Raw genomic sequence first — 17,255 nt, forward strand, 5'->3', positions numbered from 1 at the left:
TTTGTGCAAATGCCCTTGCGGGCTACGGGCCGACCTTGGCGGTCGCCCATGGCCTTTCCCCGGAAGAAAAGGCCGGGTGAGACGTCAATCAGTGGTTGTCTTCATGGGCCATCGACAGATAGACGATGGTCAGCATCATGAAGATGAACGCCTGCAGCACGATGATCAGGATGTGGAACACTGCCCACGCCCACTGCAGTGCGATACCCAGTGCGCCAAGCAGCAGGCCGCCGCCGAACATGATGGCGATCAGGATGAAGATCAGCTCGCCGGCGTACAGGTTACCGAAGAGACGCAGAGCCAGAGAGACCGGCTTGGCGATCAGGGTCACGAATTCGAGCAGGAAGTTGACCGGGACCAGCAGGGCCTGGACCACGACGTTCTTGCTGCCGAACGGGTGCAGGGTCAGCTCGCCGAGGAAGCCGCCGATACCCTTGACCTTGATGCTGTAGAAGAGGATCAGGGCGAAGACCGACAGGGCCAGGCCGAGCGTAGCGTTCGGGTCGGTGGTCGGTACAACGCGGAAGAACAGGTGCTCGTCGCCGGCAAGGGTGGCAGCCACTTTCGGCAGCCAGTCCACCGGGATGAGGTCCATAAAGTTCATCAGGAAGACCCAGACGAAGATGGTCAGGGCCAGCGGAGCGATGAGGGCGTTACGGCCGTGGAAGGTATCCTTCACGCTGCCGTCGACGAACTCGACCATCACTTCGACGAAGTTCTGCAGGGCGCCTGGCTGCCCGGAAGTGGCGCGCTTGGCGGCTGCACGGAACAGGAAGATGAAAAGCAGGCCGAGCACCACGGAAACCGCCAGGGTGTCCACATGGAATGCCCAGAAGCCCATTTCTTTGGCTTCCTGTGCGGTGTGGGCGAAGCTCCAGCCGTTGACCGGGTGTTGCCCATAGGTCAGGTTCGACAGGTGGTGCTGGATATAGCCCGAAGCGGTTTCTGCTGCCATATATCCCTCAAACGCTCTAAGGTCTCGAAAGTCTTGTTCTCATCAGCAGGGGAGCGAACCAACTGACCATCAGGGTCAGGAGAAAGACGCCGAACACGGCCGGCGCCTCCAGTGGCTTCACGCCTGCGAACGTCAGTGCGAACAGCACTGCCGTCAGAATCAGTTTTCCCGCTTCGCCGGCATAAAAGGACCGGACGATGTTTTGCGCAGCCCGCGCTCCACTGAATCGGAACGCCTTATGGGCGAAGTACACGTTGGGTAGCCAGGCGATCAACCCGCCGCACAGCCCAGAATAACCTGACACCATTCCCCGCCACTGCCAGAGAACGACTGCGGCGAGCAGCAACACGACCAATTGCACGAGCAGGACCGGGAGTGCCGGCGTTCGATGGAAAGGCAGGCGGTTTGGCGCGCGGTTTTCCATCGCAGTTGTTCCCCTGACGTCGGCGCTGTAAATCAACGACTTGGCATATTTTGTGCCGACAAAATGCGCGCAGAGTATAGGGGGGGTTCCTACCCGGTTCAACTGCCGGGTAGTGATTTCCGACTACCGCTACAGAGCGAACTTTTAGCGGATGTGAGCGAGAACGCCTTGCAACTCGTCCAGCGAGTTGTAGCGAATGACCAGCTGTCCCTTGCCTTTCTGGCCGTGCTTGATCTGAACCGGGGAGCCCAGCCGCTCTGCGAGGCGCTGTTCCAGGCGGGCGATGTCCGGGTCGGCCTTTGCTTTGTCGGCAGGCTTTTCCTTGGCATTCAACCACTGGCGCACCAACGCCTCGGTTTGTCGGACAGTCAGACCACGTGCGACAACATGTCGCGCCCCTTCGACCTGCTGTTCCGGCGGCAATCCGAGCAGGGCCCGTGCATGTCCCATCTCCAAGTCGCCATGGGCGAGCAGGGTCTTGATCTCGTCCGGCAGAGAGATCAGGCGCAAGAGGTTGGTGATGGTGACCCGGGATTTACCAACGGCCTCGGCGACTTGTTGCTGAGTCAGTTGGAATTCCTGTTGCAGCCGTTGCAGCGCGACGGCTTCCTCGATGGGGTTGAGGTCCTCGCGCTGGATATTTTCGATCAGGGCCATGGCGATCGCCGCTTCGTCCGGCACTTCGCGAACCATCGCCGGAATCCTGTCCAGGCCGGCCTGCTGGCTCGCCCGCCAGCGACGCTCGCCGGCGATGATCTCGTAGCGGCCCCCGCCGATCGGCCTGACCACGATCGGCTGCATTACGCCCTGGGCCTTGATCGACTGGGCCAGTTCTTCCAACGCGGCAGGGTCCATATCCCGGCGAGGCTGGTACTTGCCCCGCTGGATCAGGTCCAGTGGCAGGTGTTGCAGTTCGCGGTCGCCGCTTTTCGCAGCTTCCTCTTCCAGGGCAGTGACGCTGGTTCCCCCCAGCAAGGCGTCCAAGCCTCGTCCGAGCCCTCTTTTCTTGGCGGCCATGCGGTTTCCTTATGCGGTAACGGTGGCGGCGTTCGCACGCTGCCGGCGGACCAGTTCGCCGGCCAGTGCCAGATAGGCGATCGCACCACGGGATTGCTTGTCGTAGACCAACGCCGGCATGCCGAAGCTGGGCGCCTCCGCGAGACGTACGTTGCGCGGAATCACGGTCTGATAGAGCTGATCGCCGAAATGTTCCTTGAGCTGCGCGGAGACGTCGTTGGTCAGGCTGATCCGCGGGTCGTACATGGTGCGCAGCAGACCTTCGATCTTCAGCGTCGGATTGAGCAGTTTGCCGATACGCTGGATGGTATTGACCAGGTCGGACAAACCTTCCAGGGCGTAGTACTCGCACTGCATCGGGATGATCACACCGTCAGCAGCGACCAGTGCGTTGACCGTCAGCATCGACAGCGATGGTGGGCAGTCGATCAGGATGTAGTCGTAGTTTTCGCGAATGGGAGCCAGCGCATAACGCAACCGGCTCTCCTTCATCTTCATTTCCAGCAGGGCGACTTCCGCCGCGGTCAGATCGCGGTTCGCCGGCAGGAGCTGATAGCCGCCATGTTCGGAGAACTGCATGGCATCGACCAGGCTGCATTCGCCGATCAGCACGTCGTAGATCGAATGCTCCAGCGCCTGTTTATCCACACCGCTGCCCATGGTGGCATTGCCTTGCGGGTCCAGGTCGATCAGCAGCACCCGTCGCTTGGTCGCGACCAGGGAAGCGGCCAGGTTGATGCAGGTAGTGGTCTTGCCCACACCGCCCTTCTGATTGGCGATCGCGAATACCTTGGCCATGCTGTCCCCCTTAAGCCGTGCGGCGCAGTATCAGCAGATGGCGCTGGCCTTGGCAACCGGGAACCTTGAGGACGTGCGTCCGTTCCAGTCGGAAGTCCTCTGGCAGGGCCTGCAGCTCGTCGTCCGGGTGTACGCCCTTCATGGCCAGCCAGCGGGTGTCACCGCTACCCAGATGACGCGTCCAGTTGGCGAAGTCCTGCAAGGCGCTGAAAGCACGCGAGCAGATACCGTCGAAGGGTATGGCAGGCGTAAACGCTTCGACCCGGCTGTGGATAACTTCGAGGTTATCGAGCTTCAGCTCCAGTTTCACCTGGGTGAGGAATCGGGTTTTCTTCCCGTTCGAATCCAGCAACGTGAAATGGCGCTGTGGAAACAGGATCGCCAGCGGAATGCCGGGCATTCCACCGCCGCTACCGACGTCCAGCCAGTTGTTCCCACCCTCGGCGACATAAGGCACCACGCTCAGGCTGTCGAGCAGGTGGCGGGAAACCATCTCGTCCGGATCGCGCACTGCGGTGAGGTTGTAGGCCTTGTTCCATTTGATCAGCAGGCCGAGGTAGCCCAGCAGACGTTGCTGCTGGCTGTCGCTGAGTTCGACCCCGAGTTCATGCGCGCCGCGCGCGAGCTCCTCGGCGTGGCGGGAGGTTACCAGACTCATCAGGCGCTCTGCTCCAACTGGCGCCCAGCGCCCCGCTTCTTCAGGTGGATCAACAGCAAGGAAATGGCCGCCGGCGTCACGCCCGGAATGCGCGAGGCCTGGCCAAGCGTCTCGGGACGAGCCTGGCCGAGCTTGTGCTGGATCTCCTTGGACAACCCGGAAATGGTGCTGTAGTCCAGGTCCTGCGGCAGACGGGTATTCTCACTCGCACGCAAGCGCTGAATCTCTTCCTGCTGGCGATCGATATAGCCGGCGTACTTGGTCTTGATCTCGACCTGCTCGGCGACTTGCGGATCATCCGCGCCCCCGCCGGTCACCTCGGCCAACCCGGCATAGTCGATCTCCGGCCGGCTGAGAAGGCTGAGCAGGTTGTATTCGTGGGTCAGGGGCGTGCCGAATAGCGAAGCAATGGCCTCGCCCTCCGGCGTGCCGGGCCGGACCCAGGTGCTCTTGAGGCGCTGCTCTTCCCGCTCGATGCCTTCCCGCTTGGCGCAGAATGCCGCCCAGCGCGCATCGTCCACCAGCCCCAGCTCGCGGCCCTTTTCGGTCAGACGCAGGTCCGCATTGTCTTCGCGCAGGATCAGCCTGTATTCGGCGCGCGACGTGAACATGCGATAGGGCTCCTGGGTGCCCAGGGTGATCAGATCGTCCACCAGTACACCGATGTAGGCCTCGTCGCGGCGCGGACACCAGCCGTCCTTGCCGAGCGCCCGCAACGCCGCGTTGGCGCCGGCGAGCAATCCCTGGGCACCGGCCTCTTCATAGCCCGTGGTGCCGTTGATCTGGCCAGCGAAGAACAGGCCGCCGATGACCTTGGTTTCCAGGCTGTATTTGAGGTCGCGCGGGTCGAAGTAGTCGTATTCGATGGCATAACCCGGGCGCACGATGTGGGCGTTCTCCATGCCACGGATGCTGCGCACGATCTGCAACTGCACGTCGAACGGCAGCGAGGTGGAGATCCCATTGGGATACAGTTCGTTCGTCGTCAAACCCTCCGGCTCGAGGAAGACCTGGTGGCTGTCCTTGTCGGCAAAGCGATGAATCTTGTCCTCGATCGACGGGCAATAACGCGGGCCGACCCCTTCGATCACGCCGGAATACATCGGCGAACGATCCAGGTTGGCGGCGATGATTTCGTGCGTCCGCGCATTGGTATGGGTGATCCAGCAGCTGATCTGCTGCGGATGCTGTTCCTTCGAACCGAGGAACGACATGACCGGGATCGGTGTGTCGCCCGGCTGCTCGGTCATCACGGAAAAATCCACGGTACGGCCGTCGATACGCGGCGGGGTTCCCGTCTTCAAGCGACCGACGCGCAATGGCAATTCGCGCAAACGTTGGGCAAGGGCAATGGACGGCGGGTCGCCGGCCCGGCCGCCTGAATAATTCTGCAGTCCGATGTGGATAAGTCCACCGAGGAAAGTGCCAGTGGTCAGCACCACGGATTCAGCGAAGAAGCGCAGTCCCATCTGGGTTACGACACCGCGGACCTGATCGTTTTCCACAATCAGATCGTCGGCTGCCTGCTGAAATATCCACAGATTCGGCTGGTTTTCCAGAACCTGCCGGATCGCTGCCTTGTAGAGCACCCGATCAGCCTGGGCGCGAGTCGCACGTACTGCGGGCCCTTTGCGGCTGTTGAGTACTCGAAACTGGATGCCGCCTTTGTCCGTGGCTATCGCCATGGCGCCGCCGAGCGCATCGATCTCCTTCACCAGATGGCTCTTGCCGATGCCACCGATGGCAGGGTTACAGCTCATCTGCCCGAGGGTTTCCACGTTGTGGGTCAGCAGCAGAGTTTTCACGCCCATGCGTGCAGCCGCGAGCGCAGCTTCGGTACCGGCATGACCGCCGCCGATCACGATCACGTCAAAACGGGAAGGAAAATCCACACGCACCTCGTGCCTGTTCGATTGGGTATTGGGGAAAGGCGTGAAGTATAGGGAGTTAGGCCGTTCGAAAGAAGCCTTCTGGATAAAAAATAGACAGCGCCTGGCAAGCTCCGAACTCTAAGGCCAAGCCGTTCAGGCTTTTTAAGAAAAAAGAGAGAAAGAATTTTAAAAGACTCTTTTTATGTTTATACCTTGAGGAACGCCAATTCTGTGGATAACTGATGCAGGACCTTGGTATTCGTGGTCTTCAAGGAAGGATAAGCCTGTGCCGTTCCTGCCCATAGCGTGGTAGGAGAATGTAGGTTACCTGTGGATCAAGCTGCTGTTTATCAACAGGGGCTTTTTCCAGAAGCTTTTCACCAGGGTTATAGACGTAGTTCAGGAGCAGTTATCAACAGGGCTTAGCGCGCCTGTGGATCTCTGAATCGCGGGTGGAAACGGCTCGTGATGACAAGCAGGGACAGGCGCTTCGGCAAGCGAAGCGCGTAGGAAAAGGCGTCTGACTGGGTTACTTGCCGATGCAGAAGCTAGAGAAGATTCGACCGAGCAGATCGTCCGAGCTGAATGCCCCGGTGATCTGTCCCAGTGCCTGCTGGGCCTGGCGCAGGTCCTCGGCGAGCAGCTCACCTGCCCCTGCCAGCGTGAGTTGATCGCGGCCATGGTCCAGATAGGTGCCTGCCTGGCGCAAGGCTTCGAGATGGCGCCGCCGTGCGCTGAAGCTGCTTTCGGCGGTCTGTTCGTACCCCATGCAGGCCTTCAGATGGTCCCGCAACAACTCCAGGCCTTCGCCGGACTTCGCCGAGAGACTGAGGGTGACATGGCGATCCTGGCTGACTTCCAGCGCGATGTTTTCGCCAGTGAGGTCGGCTTTGTTACGGATCAGGGTGACTTTGGCCGGGTCCGGCCGCGTGTCGAGGAATTCCGGCCAAAGCGAGAACGGATCAGCCGCTTCCGGGGCACTAGCGTCCACGACCAACAGAATGCGGTCGGCTTCGGAAATCGCCTTGAGAGCGCGCTCGACGCCGATTCGCTCCACTTGGTCCTGGGTATCGCGAAGGCCGGCGGTATCGACGACATGCAGAGGCATACCGTCGATGTGGATATGTTCACGCAGGACATCCCGGGTCGTACCGGCGATATCCGTGACGATGGCCGCTTCGCGCCCCGCCAATGCATTCAGGAGGCTCGACTTGCCGGCATTCGGGCGGCCGGCAATGACCACCGTCATTCCGTCGCGTAACAAGGCACCTTGCCCCGCTTCGCGCAGAACTGTGGATAACTTCGTTCGAATGCCATCCAGTAGTCCGAGGACATGGCCATCGGCGAGAAAGTCGATCTCTTCCTCCGGGAAGTCGATGGCCGCTTCGACGTAGATACGAAGTTCGATCAGCCGCTCCGTCAGATCGTGGACCCGACGGGAAAATTCGCCCTGCAGGGAGCGGAGGGCGTTACGGGCAGCTTGTTCGGAACTGGCTTCGATCAGGTCGGCGATGGCTTCCGCCTGGGCCAGATCCAGTTTGTCGTTGAGGAAGGCGCGTTCGCTGAATTCGCCGGGACGTGCCTGGCGCGCTCCCAGTTGCAGACAGCGCTGCAGCAATAGGTCGAGCACCACCGGGCCGCCGTGGCCCTGAAGCTCCAGAACGTCTTCTCCGGTGAAGGAGTTCGGCCCCGGGAAGAGCAATGCGATTCCTTCGTCGATAACCTGCCCATCCACGTCGAGGAAAGGGCCGTAGTGGGCATGGCGAGGTTTCAGTTCCCGGCCGCTGATATCTTTGGCCATGCCCACGGCCAGTGGGCCGGACACACGTACGATCCCGACACCCCCACGACCCTGGGCAGTGGCGATGGCGGCAATGGTTTCGCGGACGGCTGTCATGGTCTGTCTCGTTGAAAGGCGGATAGCAAGACGCCCCACGAGGGGGCGTCTTTTCAGGCGGGTAAACCGGTCGGTCAGGCCTTCGCGGCGCTCTCGATGCGCCGGGTAATGTACCACTGCTGGGCGATCGACAGGACGTTGTTCACGACCCAGTACAGCACCAGACCGGCCGGGAACCAGAGGAAGAAGAAGGTGAAGATGATCGGCATCAGCTTCATCACCTTGGCCTGCATCGGGTCCGGCGGGGTGGGGTTGAGCTGCTGCTGGATGAACATGGTGGCACCCATGATGATCGGCAGGATGAAGAACGGATCTTTGATCGATAGGTCAGTGATCCAGAACATCCAGGGTGCCTGGCGCATTTCCACGCTTTCCAGCAGTACCCAGTACAGGGCGAGGAACACCGGCATCTGCACGAGGATCGGCAGGCAACCGCCCAGCGGGTTGATCTTCTCCTTCTTGTACAGCTCCATCATCGCCTGGGACATCTTCTGGCGATCGTCGCCGTACTGTTCCTTGAGCGCCTGCAACTTCGGCGAGACGGCACGCATGCGTGCCATCGACTTGTAGCTGGCCGCGGACAGGGGGAAGAACGCCATCTTGATCAGGATGGTCAATACGATGATCGACCAACCCCAGTTACCGAGCAGGCTGTGGATATGTTCCAGCAGCCAGAAAATCGGCTGGGCGATGAACCAGAGGAAGCCATAGTCGACGGTCAGTTCGAGGCCGGGAGACAACTGAGCCAGCTTGCCCTGGATCTTCGGACCGGCATACAGCGTTGCGCCGGTTTCGGCGCTTGCGCCGGCAGGCACGTTCAGCGCCGGGCCGGTGAAACCAATGATGTAGTTGCCTTGACTATCCTTGCGGGTCTGAACCAGGTTGCTGTCATCCTTGGAAGGAACCCAGGCCGTGACGAAGTAATGCTGCAGCCAGGCGACCCAGCCACCCTGAACGGTCTCCTTGTAGGACTGCTTGTCCATGTCCTTCATGGAAACCTTGGTGTAAGGCTCGTCACGGGTCCAGAGTGCTGCGCCCAGGTAGGTAGCGGTCCCGGTGGCAGTGCTGGAGGACGGATCGCTGCTCGCGTCGCGCTTGAGCTGTGCGAACAGATTGCCGGTCCAGGCCTGCGCGCTCTGGTTCTCGATACGGTAGGAAACGCCAAGGTCATATTGGCCGCGCTTGAGGGTGAAGCGCTTGGTGTAGTCGACACCCGCTTCGCTGAACTTCAGTTCCACGACCAACTCGTCCTGGCCCTCGGCCAGGCGATACTCGCGCTTCTCGCTGGAGTAGAGCGGACGACCGTTGGCGCGGGCATCCGGTCCGTTGGCACCGGTAAGTCCGCTCTGGGCGAGGTAGAGACGCTCACCGCCGTTATCGAACAGTTGGAAGGGAACGTCCGGGCGATCCTGTCGGCGCGGATACTGCGGAAGCGTCAACTGCACGATGTCGCCACCGAGCGGGTCGATGGCCAGGTTCAGCACGTCGGTTTCCACGCGGATCAGCTCGTTGCTGGCCACGGCGGGAGCGTTGGCCGCATCGGTATGTTCTCCGCTGGCGGTCGGCACATCGTCGCTGGCTTTACCGGAACTCGGCGTTTCCGGCAGCGCTGGGGTGGCGCTGTTCGCAGCGGTACTCTGTGTCGGCAAGGCGGCTTGGCCGTAATCCTGGTTCCATTGAAGAACCATCAAATAGGACACGACTGCCAGGGCGACGATCAGGATCGAGCGTTGAATATCCATGATTACTCGGCCATCGAAGGGGGTCGGGAGGTTGGGGCGGGTGGAACCGGATCGTATCCGCCGGGATTCCACGGATGACAGCGACCGAGCCTGCGCAGGCTCAGCCAGCCACCACGCAAGAGGCCATGGGTTTCAATGGCCTCTTGCGCGTAGCAGGAACAGCTGGGGTAGAAACGACAGTGACTGGCCATCAGGGGGCTGATGGCGTAGCGATAAAACTGGATCGACGCGATGGCCAGTTTACGCATGGGGACTGTCGGACACCCCTGATTCGGTTCGGGCTTCTGGACGAGAGCGACTGCGCGCCAAGCGTCTCCAGAGTTTCTCGAACTGCTGTCTGAGTTCGGGATTTTCCAGATCGCCGAGACCTTTGCGCGCGATCACCACGATATCCCAGCCGACCAGGCTTTCCTGGTGATGCCGGAATGACTCGCGAATCAGGCGTTTCAGGCGATTGCGCTCGACGGAGAGCTTTACGGCCTTCTTGCCGATTACCAACCCCAGGCGGGGGTGATCCAGCAGGTTGTCGCGCGCGAGAAGCAGAACGTGCTTGCCAGGAACCTTGCCGGTGGGAGAGTCGAATACCGCTTTGAAGTGCCGGGATGTCAGCAGGCGCTTTTCCCGGCCGAAGCCTCGACTCACCACCCGTTCCGGGATGTTCAGACGGTCAGGCGCTTGCGGCCTTTCGCGCGACGACGCGACAGGACTTGACGACCGTTCTTGGTGGCCATGCGAGCGCGGAAGCCATGTACACGAGCGCGCTTGAGAGTGCTGGGTTGGAAGGTGCGTTTCATGATGCGATACCTGGGTGGTCCACTACGGGCCGGAATGGCCCCCGTTAAAGAGACCGGCAATTCTAGAGAAACCGGCGCCTCAGGTCAATTTCCAACCAGGCTTTGGGTATCAAGAAAAAAGAAGGGAAATATATGAAAGCTTTTCTGAAGAGTTAGTGATGTTTAGGCAGAGGCTTGCCTGTGGAAAAACCTTGCGAGGCCAGAACCCATCGGCAGTGGGAGGAAGGATAAGCTTGTCGAGAACGAGTGGAGCACATGTGGGGACCCGCTGTGTAAGCTGGGGATGGATAGGTCACTTACCCACAGTGGAGTCATCCCCAGGCTTTTCCCTTCGTCGAAACACATGGTTGGCGGCATGTTATCCACATGGTTTGGTCTGGCCTGGGTAAAACCCTAGGAATCGAATAAGGCTTTGATTTTCCATATGACTGGGCGGCGCTTCGTGTGGATAACTGCGGCTGCCGAGGCTACAATGACGGCTTGTTTTTTTGCCTTAGCCGCCTTTCCTACGTAGGGGATACCCGTGTCCGTGGAACTTTGGCAGCAGTGCGTGGAGCTTCTGCGCGATGAACTGCCTGCCCAGCAATTCAACACCTGGATCCGCCCGTTACAGGTTGAAGCCGCCGGCGACGAACTGCGTGTCTATGCACCCAACCGCTTCGTACTGGATTGGGTCAACGAAAAGTATCTGGGGCGATTGCTCGAGCTGTTGGGAGAGCGCGGTAACGGTCTGGTGCCTGCACTCTCCTTATTAATAGGCAGCAAGCGCAGCTCTGCTGCCAGGCCCGCTCCGACCGCGCCCGCTTCAGCCGCTACGGCGGCTGCCAACGCGGCGGCGAAGATGAGTCCGGTTTCCACCCCTGTGACCCCAGCCGCCGAGCCGGTGCAAACGGCAATGGCGTTGGATAATTTGCGTGCCAGCTTCGATTCCATGGCCTCCACTCCTTCGGTGGCGCCGGCTCCAGCAGTGCGTACCGAGCGCTCCGTTCAGGTGGAAGGCGCGTTGAAGCACACGAGCTACCTGAATCGCACCTTTACCTTCGAGAATTTCGTCGAGGGTAAATCGAACCAGCTTGCGCGCGCGGCCGCCTGGCAAGTCGCAGACAATCCCAAGCACGGCTATAACCCGCTCTTCCTTTATGGCGGCGTGGGTTTGGGCAAGACCCACCTGATGCATGCGGTCGGCAATCATCTGCTGAAGAAGAATCCGAATGCCAAGGTGGTGTACCTGCATTCCGAACGCTTCGTGGCCGATATGGTCAAGGCGTTGCAGTTGAATGCCATCAACGAGTTCAAGCGCTTCTACCGATCGGTGGACGCGCTACTGATCGACGACATTCAGTTCTTTGCCAAGAAAGAGCGCTCTCAGGAAGAGTTCTTCCATACCTTCAATGCGCTCCTCGAAGGCGGGCAGCAGGTCATTCTCACCAGCGACCGCTACCCGAAGGAGATCGAGGGGCTGGAAGAACGTCTGAAATCGCGTTTCGGCTGGGGCCTGACGGTGGCAGTGGAGCCGCCGGAGCTGGAAACCCGTGTCGCCATCCTGATGAAAAAGGCTGACCAGGCCAAGGTCGATCTGCCGCACGACGCCGCATTCTTCATTGCCCAGCGCATCCGCTCCAACGTGCGGGAGTTGGAAGGAGCCTTGAAGCGGGTGATCGCCCATGCCCACTTCATGGGGCGCGATATCACCATCGAGTTGATCCGCGAGTCGCTGAAGGACCTGCTGGCGCTACAGGACAAACTGGTCAGCGTCGACAATATCCAGCGCACGGTGGCCGAGTACTACAAGATCAAGATTTCCGATCTGCTCTCCAAGCGCCGCTCTCGTTCGGTGGCGCGGCCGCGTCAGGTGGCGATGGCGTTGTCCAAGGAGTTGACCAACCACAGCCTGCCGGAAATCGGTGATGCCTTCGGCGGGCGCGATCACACCACAGTCTTGCACGCCTGTCGTAAGATTGCGGAACTTAGGGAGTCCGACGCGGATATCCGCGAGGATTACAAGAACCTGCTGCGGACGTTGACCACATGAGTCTGACGCAGCTCCACGAGGCAAGGGACTAGACCATGCATTTCACCATTCAACGCGAAGCCTTGTTGAAACCCCTGCAACTGGTCGCCGGCGTCGTGGAACGCCGTCAGACCTTGCCGGTGCTTTCCAACGTTCTGCTGGTAGTCGAAGGCCAGCAGTTGTCGCTGACCGGGACCGACCTGGAGGTCGAGCTGGTTGGCCGGGTGACGCTCGAGGAAGGCGCCAGCGAGCCCGGGGAGATCACCGTACCGGCGCGCAAGCTCATGGATATCTGCAAGAGCCTGCCGAACGACGCTCTGATCGATATCCGCGTCGACGATCAAAAGCTGGTTCTGAAGACCGGACGTAGCCGTTTCACCCTGTCGACATTGCCGGCGAACGATTTTCCCACCGTGGAAGAAGGTCCCGGCTCGCTGACCTTCACCCTGCCCCAGGCCAAGTTGCGTCGCCTGATCGAGCGCACCGGATTCGCCATGGCACAACAGGATGTCCGCTATTACCTGAACGGTATGCTGCTGGAAGTCAGCGCCGGCATGCTGCGTGCGGTCGCCACCGATGGTCACCGTCTAGCGATGTGCTCCATGCAAGCGGGCATCGAGCAGGCTGATCGTCACCAGGTGATCGTTCCCCGAAAGGGTATCCTGGAAATGGCGCGCCTCCTTACGGAGCAAGACGGTGAAGTCAGCATCGTGCTTGGCCAGCATCACATTCGTGCGACGACGGGCGAGTTCACTTTCACCTCCAAACTGGTGGATGGCAAGTTCCCCGATTACGAGCGCGTCCTTCCGCGGGGCGGCGACAAGCTGGTCATCGGTGATCGCCAGTTGCTGCGTGAAGCCTTCAGCCGTACGGCAATTCTTTCCAACGAGAAGTACCGGGGCATTCGTTTGCTGCTGGCGTCCGGCCTGTTGAAAATCCAGGCGAACAACCCGGAACAGGAAGAAGCTGAGGAAGAAGTCGCTGTCGATTACAACGGTGGAAACCTCGAAATCGGTTTCAACGTCAGCTATCTGCTCGACGTGCTGGGTGTGATGACGACCGACCAGGTCCGCCTCATTCTTTCCGACGCTAACAGCAGCGCCCTGCTTCAGGAAGCCGATAACGACGATTCAGCATACGTCGTGATGCCGATGCGTCTGTAAGCCGTTCAATGTCCCTCAGCCGCGTTACAGTCACCGCGGTGCGCAACCTGCACCCGGTGACTCTCTCCCCCTCCCCCCGAATCAACATCCTATACGGCGACAACGGCAGCGGAAAAACCAGCCTGCTGGAGGCCATTCATCTTCTCGGCCTCGCACGCTCTTTTCGCAGTACACGACTGTCGCCGGTGATTCAGCACGAACAGCTTTCTTGCACGGTTTTTGGCCAGATCGATCTGGTCGAGGGCGGACAGTGCAATCTGGGGGTTTCACGTGACCGCCAAGGGGAATTTCAGATTCGTATCGATGGGCAGAACGCGCGCAGTGCTGCCCAGTTGGCGGAGAACCTACCGCTGCAACTGATCAATCCGGACAGCTTTCGTTTGCTTGAGGGGGCGCCGAAAGTTCGACGCCAGTTTCTGGATTGGGGAGTGTTCCACGTGGAACCTCGTTTTCTTCCTGCCTGGCAGCGCCTACAGAAGGCCCTGAGGCAGCGGAACTCGTGGCTCCGGCATGGTACACTTGACTCCGCGTCGCAGGCGGCCTGGGACAGAGAATTGTGTCTTGCCAGCGACGAAATAGACAGTTATCGCCGTGTCTATATCCAGACATTGAAGCCCGTTTTCGAAGATGTTCTTAGCCATTTGGTTGAGCTGAGCGGTCTGACGCTTAGCTATTACCGCGGCTGGGACAAGGACCGTTCGCTGAAGGAAGTGCTCGATTCGTCACTTCTCAGAGATCAGCAGCTCGGCCATACGCAGGCGGGGCCGCAACGCGCCGATCTTCGCTTACGTCTCGGCGCACACAGTGCGGCGGATATCTTGTCTCGAGGCCAACAGAAGCTTGTCGTTTGCGCGTTGCGCATCGCTCAGGGCCATTTGGTCAACCAGGCCAAGAGAGGGCAGTGCATCTATTTAGTGGATGACCTGCCCTCGGAGTTGGATGAGCAGCACCGCAAGGCGCTTTGCCGTTTGTTAGAAGACTTACAATGCCAGGTGTTCATCACCTGCGTTGACAAAGAATTGTTGAGAGATGGCTGGCAGACGGATACGCCAGTCGCCATGTTCCACGTGGAACATGGTCGTATCACCCAAGACCATCGGAGTGAAGCATGAGCGAGAACAACACGTACGATTCCTCCAGCATCAAGGTGCTGAAGGGCCTGGACGCCGTACGCAAGCGCCCCGGTATGTATATCGGGGATACCGACGATGGAACCGGTCTGCACCACATGGTGTTCGAGGTGGTCGATAACTCCATCGACGAAGCGTTGGCCGGCTATTGCTCCGAAATCAGCATCACCGTTCATCCAGACGAGTCCATCACAGTTCGGGACAACGGCCGGGGCATTCCGGTGGACATCCATAAGGAAGAAGGTGTTTCGGCGGCCGAAGTCATCATGACCGTGCTGCATGCCGGCGGCAAGTTCGACGACAACACCTACAAGGTATCCGGTGGGCTGCATGGCGTAGGTGTTTCCGTCGTGAATGCGCTGTCCGAAGAACTGCGCCTGACCATTCGCCGCTCCGGCAAGGTCTGGGAACAGATCTATCGCCATGGTGTGCCCCAGGCTCCTCTGGCCCCGGTCGGTGATACCGATGGGACGGGCACCGAGATTCACTTCAAGGCCTCCGCCGAGACCTTCACCAACATCCATTTCAGCTGGGACATCCTGGCCAAGCGTCTGCGCGAACTGTCGTTCCTCAACTCGGGCGTCGGCATCGTCCTCAGGGACGAGCGGAGCGGTAAGGAGGAACTGTTCAAGTACGAAGGAGGCCTCAAGGCTTTCGTCGAGTACCTGAACACCAACAAGACCGCAGTGAACCAGGTGTTCCATTTCAATGTGCAGCGGGACGACGGTATCGGTGTCGAGGTTGCCCTGCAGTGGAACGACAGTTTCAACGAAAACATCCTCTGCTTTACCAACAACATCCCACAGCGTGACGGTGGTACGCACCTGGCAGGCTTTCGCTCTGCCCTCACCCGCCACCTGAACAACTACATCGAGCAGGAAGGTCTGGCGAAGAAGTTCAAGATCGCCACCACCGGTGACGATGCGCGCGAAGGCTTGACAGCGATCATCTCGGTCAAAGTGCCCGATCCCAAGTTCAGCTCTCAGACCAAGGACAAGCTGGTGTCCTCCGAGGTGAAGACTGCGGTGGAACAGGAAATGGGCAAGTACTTCGCCGACTTCCTGCTGGAAAACCCGAACGAAGCCAAGGCCGTGGTCGGCAAGATGATCGACGCGGCGCGAGCCCGCGAGGCGGCACGCAAGGCGCGGGAGATGACCCGTCGTAAAGGTGCGCTGGATATCGCTGGCCTGCCCGGAAAACTGGCCGACTGCCAGGAAAAAGACCCGGCGTTGTCCGAACTCTACATCGTGGAGGGTGACTCCGCGGGCGGTTCTGCCAAGCAGGGTCGCAACCGCAAGACCCAGGCGATCCTGCCGCTCAAGGGCAAGATCCTCAACGTGGAAAAGGCTCGCTTCGACAAGATGCTCTCCTCCCAGGAGGTCGGTACGCTGATCACTGCCCTGGGCTGCGGTATCGGTCGCGAGGAGTACAACATCGAGAAGCTGCGCTACCACAACATCATCATCATGACCGATGCTGACGTCGACGGTTCGCACATCCGTACCCTGCTGCTGACTTTCTTCTTCCGCCAGCTGCCCGAGCTGATCGAGCGTGGCTACATTTACATCGCCCAGCCGCCGCTCTACAAGGTGAAGAAAGGCAAGCAGGAGCAGTACATCAAGGACGACGAGGCCATGGAGGAATACATGACCCAGTCGGCCCTGGAAGAGGCCAGCCTGCATGTGAACGAGAGTGCGCCGGGACTGTCCGGTCCGGCGCTGGAAAAGCTGGTCAACGATTACCGCACGGTGATGAAGACCCTTTCCCGTCTCTCCCGCCTCTACCCGCAGGAGCTGACCGAGCACTTCGTCTACCTGCCGCGCGTGACCGTCGAGCAACTGGCCGACCAAGGTGCCATGCAGGTCTGGCTGGAGCAGTTCCAGGCGCGGCTGAAGCTGGCCGAGAAGTCGGGTCTGACCTACAAGGCCAGCCTGCGCGAAGATCGCGAGCGCCATCTGTGGTTGCCGGAGGTCGAGCTGGTTGCCCACGGCCTCTCCAGCTATATCACCTTCAACCGCGATTTCTTCGCCAGCAATGACTACAAGACGGTCACCGCACTCGGCGATCAGTTGAACAGCTTGCTGGAAGAAGGCGCCTACGTGCAGCGTGGCGAACGCAAGAAGCCGGTCTCCACCTTCAAGGAGGCACTGGCCTGGCTGATGACCGAGAGCACCAAGCGGCACAGCATCCAGCGCTACAAGGGGTTGGGCGAGATGAACCCGGACCAGTTGTGGGAAACCACCATGGATCCGAACGTACGTCGCATGCTCAAGGTGACCATCGAAGATGCCATCGCGGCGGACCAGATATTCAATACCTTGATGGGCGATGCCGTGGAGCCGCGTCGCGACTTCATCGAAAGCAACGCGCTGGCAGTCTCCAACCTGGACGTCTGATCGTCGAGCGGTCCGATCCAGGCATAAAAAAGCAGGCCCTCGGGCCTAATGCCAGTCAGTTAAGCTGACTGGCATTTTTATTTCTGGGCGGATACTTGGAGGGTTTTGGCCTGACCGCTCGGGGGTAACACCGATCCTCCCGCCGATGCGGCAGCACGTAATGCATGGCTGACGCATGCAGTTCTGCCAAGTATTTGGGGATGTTGCCCGGATGCCGTAGGGAAAGGCCATTGAGTAACCCGAGGATCGCCCAGGTGCAGGCGGTGAAGCTCATCTCGCAGGGGTAGATGCCGGGACAATGGCGACTCATTTCCAGCATCTGGTAGCGCAGCAGGTTGTAGCCCAGCAGTACTCCCCAGAGCTCTTGCTCGATCATTTCCGGCGTCTTGCTGCGCAACA

15 protein-coding genes and 1 pseudogene are annotated in these 17,255 nt (G+C 59.9%); 4 read left to right on the top strand and 12 right to left on the bottom strand.

Translation table 11 applies throughout. The features are described 5' to 3' along the window. Positions 1 to 88: 88 nt before the first annotated feature. The 11 genes from atpB to rpmH all read right to left on the bottom strand — a co-directional run bounded on the left by atpB (position 89) and on the right by rpmH (position 10,156). Entirely contained in the window at positions 89 to 955 is an 867-nt protein-coding gene (atpB, locus tag PIN01S_RS23100) for a F0F1 ATP synthase subunit A (protein WP_084339267.1), read from the bottom strand. A 16-nt stretch (positions 956 to 971) separates the two neighbouring features. Beyond that, complete coding sequence (locus tag PIN01S_RS23105; protein WP_084339268.1) at positions 972 to 1,379, bottom strand: F0F1 ATP synthase subunit I; 408 nt, start codon at positions 1,377 to 1,379, stop codon at positions 972 to 974. Positions 1,380 to 1,523: 144 nt separating this feature from the next. Then, positions 1,524 to 2,396, bottom strand: coding sequence for a ParB/RepB/Spo0J family partition protein (locus tag PIN01S_RS23110; RefSeq protein ID WP_084339269.1), 873 nt, complete (start codon positions 2,394 to 2,396; stop codon positions 1,524 to 1,526). A gap of 9 nt (positions 2,397 to 2,405) precedes the next feature. Further along, positions 2,406 to 3,194: a ParA family protein gene (locus PIN01S_RS23115; protein WP_084339270.1), complete on the bottom strand. Its 789-nt coding sequence runs from the start codon at positions 3,192 to 3,194 to the stop codon at positions 2,406 to 2,408. A 10-nt stretch (positions 3,195 to 3,204) separates the two neighbouring features. Further along, complete coding sequence (gene rsmG / locus PIN01S_RS23120; RefSeq protein ID WP_084339271.1) at positions 3,205 to 3,852, bottom strand: 16S rRNA (guanine(527)-N(7))-methyltransferase RsmG; 648 nt, start codon at positions 3,850 to 3,852, stop codon at positions 3,205 to 3,207. Next, positions 3,852 to 5,744, bottom strand: a complete 1,893-nt coding sequence (mnmG, locus tag PIN01S_RS23125) for a tRNA uridine-5-carboxymethylaminomethyl(34) synthesis enzyme MnmG (RefSeq protein ID WP_084339272.1) — start codon at positions 5,742 to 5,744, stop codon at positions 3,852 to 3,854. Before mnmG ends, rsmG begins: the two co-directional genes overlap by 1 nt. Positions 5,745 to 6,252: 508 nt before the next feature. Then, on the bottom strand, positions 6,253 to 7,620 hold the full coding sequence (gene mnmE, locus PIN01S_RS23130) for a tRNA uridine-5-carboxymethylaminomethyl(34) synthesis GTPase MnmE (RefSeq protein ID WP_084339273.1): 1,368 nt from the start codon (positions 7,618 to 7,620) through the stop codon (positions 6,253 to 6,255). Between the two features lie 74 nt (positions 7,621 to 7,694). Further along, complete coding sequence (gene yidC, locus PIN01S_RS23135; RefSeq protein WP_084339274.1) at positions 7,695 to 9,362, bottom strand: membrane protein insertase YidC; 1,668 nt, start codon at positions 9,360 to 9,362, stop codon at positions 7,695 to 7,697. Between the two features lie 2 nt (positions 9,363 to 9,364). Next, positions 9,365 to 9,610 carry a membrane protein insertion efficiency factor YidD gene (gene yidD, locus PIN01S_RS23140; protein WP_084339275.1) on the bottom strand — a complete coding sequence of 82 codons (246 nt, stop codon included), beginning with the start codon at positions 9,608 to 9,610 and terminating at the stop codon, positions 9,365 to 9,367. After that, a complete protein-coding gene (gene rnpA, locus PIN01S_RS23145; protein ID WP_084339276.1) occupies positions 9,603 to 10,007 on the bottom strand; it encodes a ribonuclease P protein component in 405 nt (134 codons plus the stop codon). Before rnpA ends, yidD begins: the two co-directional genes overlap by 8 nt. A 14-nt stretch (positions 10,008 to 10,021) precedes the next feature. Continuing rightward, positions 10,022 to 10,156 carry a 50S ribosomal protein L34 gene (gene rpmH / locus PIN01S_RS23150; protein WP_003100258.1) on the bottom strand — a complete coding sequence of 45 codons (135 nt, stop codon included), beginning with the start codon at positions 10,154 to 10,156 and terminating at the stop codon, positions 10,022 to 10,024. Between the two features lie 523 nt (positions 10,157 to 10,679). On the opposite strand from rpmH, the gene dnaA reads away from it, so the two are divergent. The 4 genes from dnaA to gyrB are packed head-to-tail and all read left to right on the top strand — an operon-like array spanning position 10,680 to position 16,856. After that, positions 10,680 to 12,188 (top strand): chromosomal replication initiator protein DnaA, encoded by a 1,509-nt coding sequence (gene dnaA, locus PIN01S_RS23155; protein WP_084339277.1) that lies wholly within the window; start codon positions 10,680 to 10,682, stop codon positions 12,186 to 12,188. A 35-nt stretch (positions 12,189 to 12,223) separates the two neighbouring features. Continuing rightward, the gene (dnaN, locus tag PIN01S_RS23160) at positions 12,224 to 13,330 is read left to right on the top strand and encodes a DNA polymerase III subunit beta (protein WP_084339278.1); all 1,107 of its coding nucleotides are present in this window, start codon (positions 12,224 to 12,226) and stop codon (positions 13,328 to 13,330) included. A gap of 8 nt (positions 13,331 to 13,338) precedes the next feature. After that, the gene (gene recF / locus PIN01S_RS23165) at positions 13,339 to 14,442 is read left to right on the top strand and encodes a DNA replication/repair protein RecF (RefSeq protein ID WP_084339279.1); all 1,104 of its coding nucleotides are present in this window, start codon (positions 13,339 to 13,341) and stop codon (positions 14,440 to 14,442) included. Then, positions 14,439 to 16,856 carry a DNA topoisomerase (ATP-hydrolyzing) subunit B gene (gene gyrB, locus PIN01S_RS23170; RefSeq protein ID WP_084339280.1) on the top strand — a complete coding sequence of 806 codons (2,418 nt, stop codon included), beginning with the start codon at positions 14,439 to 14,441 and terminating at the stop codon, positions 16,854 to 16,856. Before recF ends, gyrB begins: the two co-directional genes overlap by 4 nt. Positions 16,857 to 16,911: 55 nt before the next feature. Here gyrB and PIN01S_RS23175 read toward each other — a convergent pair. Further along, a pseudogene (locus PIN01S_RS23175) lies at positions 16,912 to 17,255 on the bottom strand (IS4 family transposase); the annotation flags it as partial.

The organism is Pseudomonas indica NBRC 103045 (genome assembly GCF_002091635.1).
In the GTDB taxonomy this organism is placed as follows: domain Bacteria; phylum Pseudomonadota; class Gammaproteobacteria; order Pseudomonadales; family Pseudomonadaceae; genus Pseudomonas_M; species Pseudomonas_M indica.

Excerpts from the sequence above, each read along its gene's own strand:
- atpB (WP_084339267.1), bottom strand. The coding sequence starts at position 955 with ATGGCAGCAGAAACCGCTTCGGGCTATATCCAGCACCACCTGTCGAAC.
- PIN01S_RS23105 (WP_084339268.1), bottom strand. The coding sequence starts at position 1,379 with ATGGAAAACCGCGCGCCAAACCGCCTGCCTTTCCATCGAACGCCGGCA.
- PIN01S_RS23110 (WP_084339269.1), bottom strand. The coding sequence starts at position 2,396 with ATGGCCGCCAAGAAAAGAGGGCTCGGACGAGGCTTGGACGCCTTGCTG.
- PIN01S_RS23115 (WP_084339270.1), bottom strand. The coding sequence starts at position 3,194 with ATGGCCAAGGTATTCGCGATCGCCAATCAGAAGGGCGGTGTGGGCAAG.
- rsmG (WP_084339271.1), bottom strand. The coding sequence starts at position 3,852 with ATGAGTCTGGTAACCTCCCGCCACGCCGAGGAGCTCGCGCGCGGCGCG.
- mnmE (WP_084339273.1), bottom strand. The coding sequence starts at position 7,620 with ATGACAGCCGTCCGCGAAACCATTGCCGCCATCGCCACTGCCCAGGGT.
- yidC (WP_084339274.1), bottom strand. The coding sequence starts at position 9,362 with ATGGATATTCAACGCTCGATCCTGATCGTCGCCCTGGCAGTCGTGTCC.
- yidD (WP_084339275.1), bottom strand. The coding sequence starts at position 9,610 with ATGCGTAAACTGGCCATCGCGTCGATCCAGTTTTATCGCTACGCCATC.
- rpmH (WP_003100258.1), bottom strand. The coding sequence starts at position 10,156 with ATGAAACGCACCTTCCAACCCAGCACTCTCAAGCGCGCTCGTGTACAT.
- dnaN (WP_084339278.1), top strand. The coding sequence starts at position 12,224 with ATGCATTTCACCATTCAACGCGAAGCCTTGTTGAAACCCCTGCAACTG.
- recF (WP_084339279.1), top strand. The coding sequence starts at position 13,339 with ATGTCCCTCAGCCGCGTTACAGTCACCGCGGTGCGCAACCTGCACCCG.
- gyrB (WP_084339280.1), top strand. The coding sequence starts at position 14,439 with ATGAGCGAGAACAACACGTACGATTCCTCCAGCATCAAGGTGCTGAAG.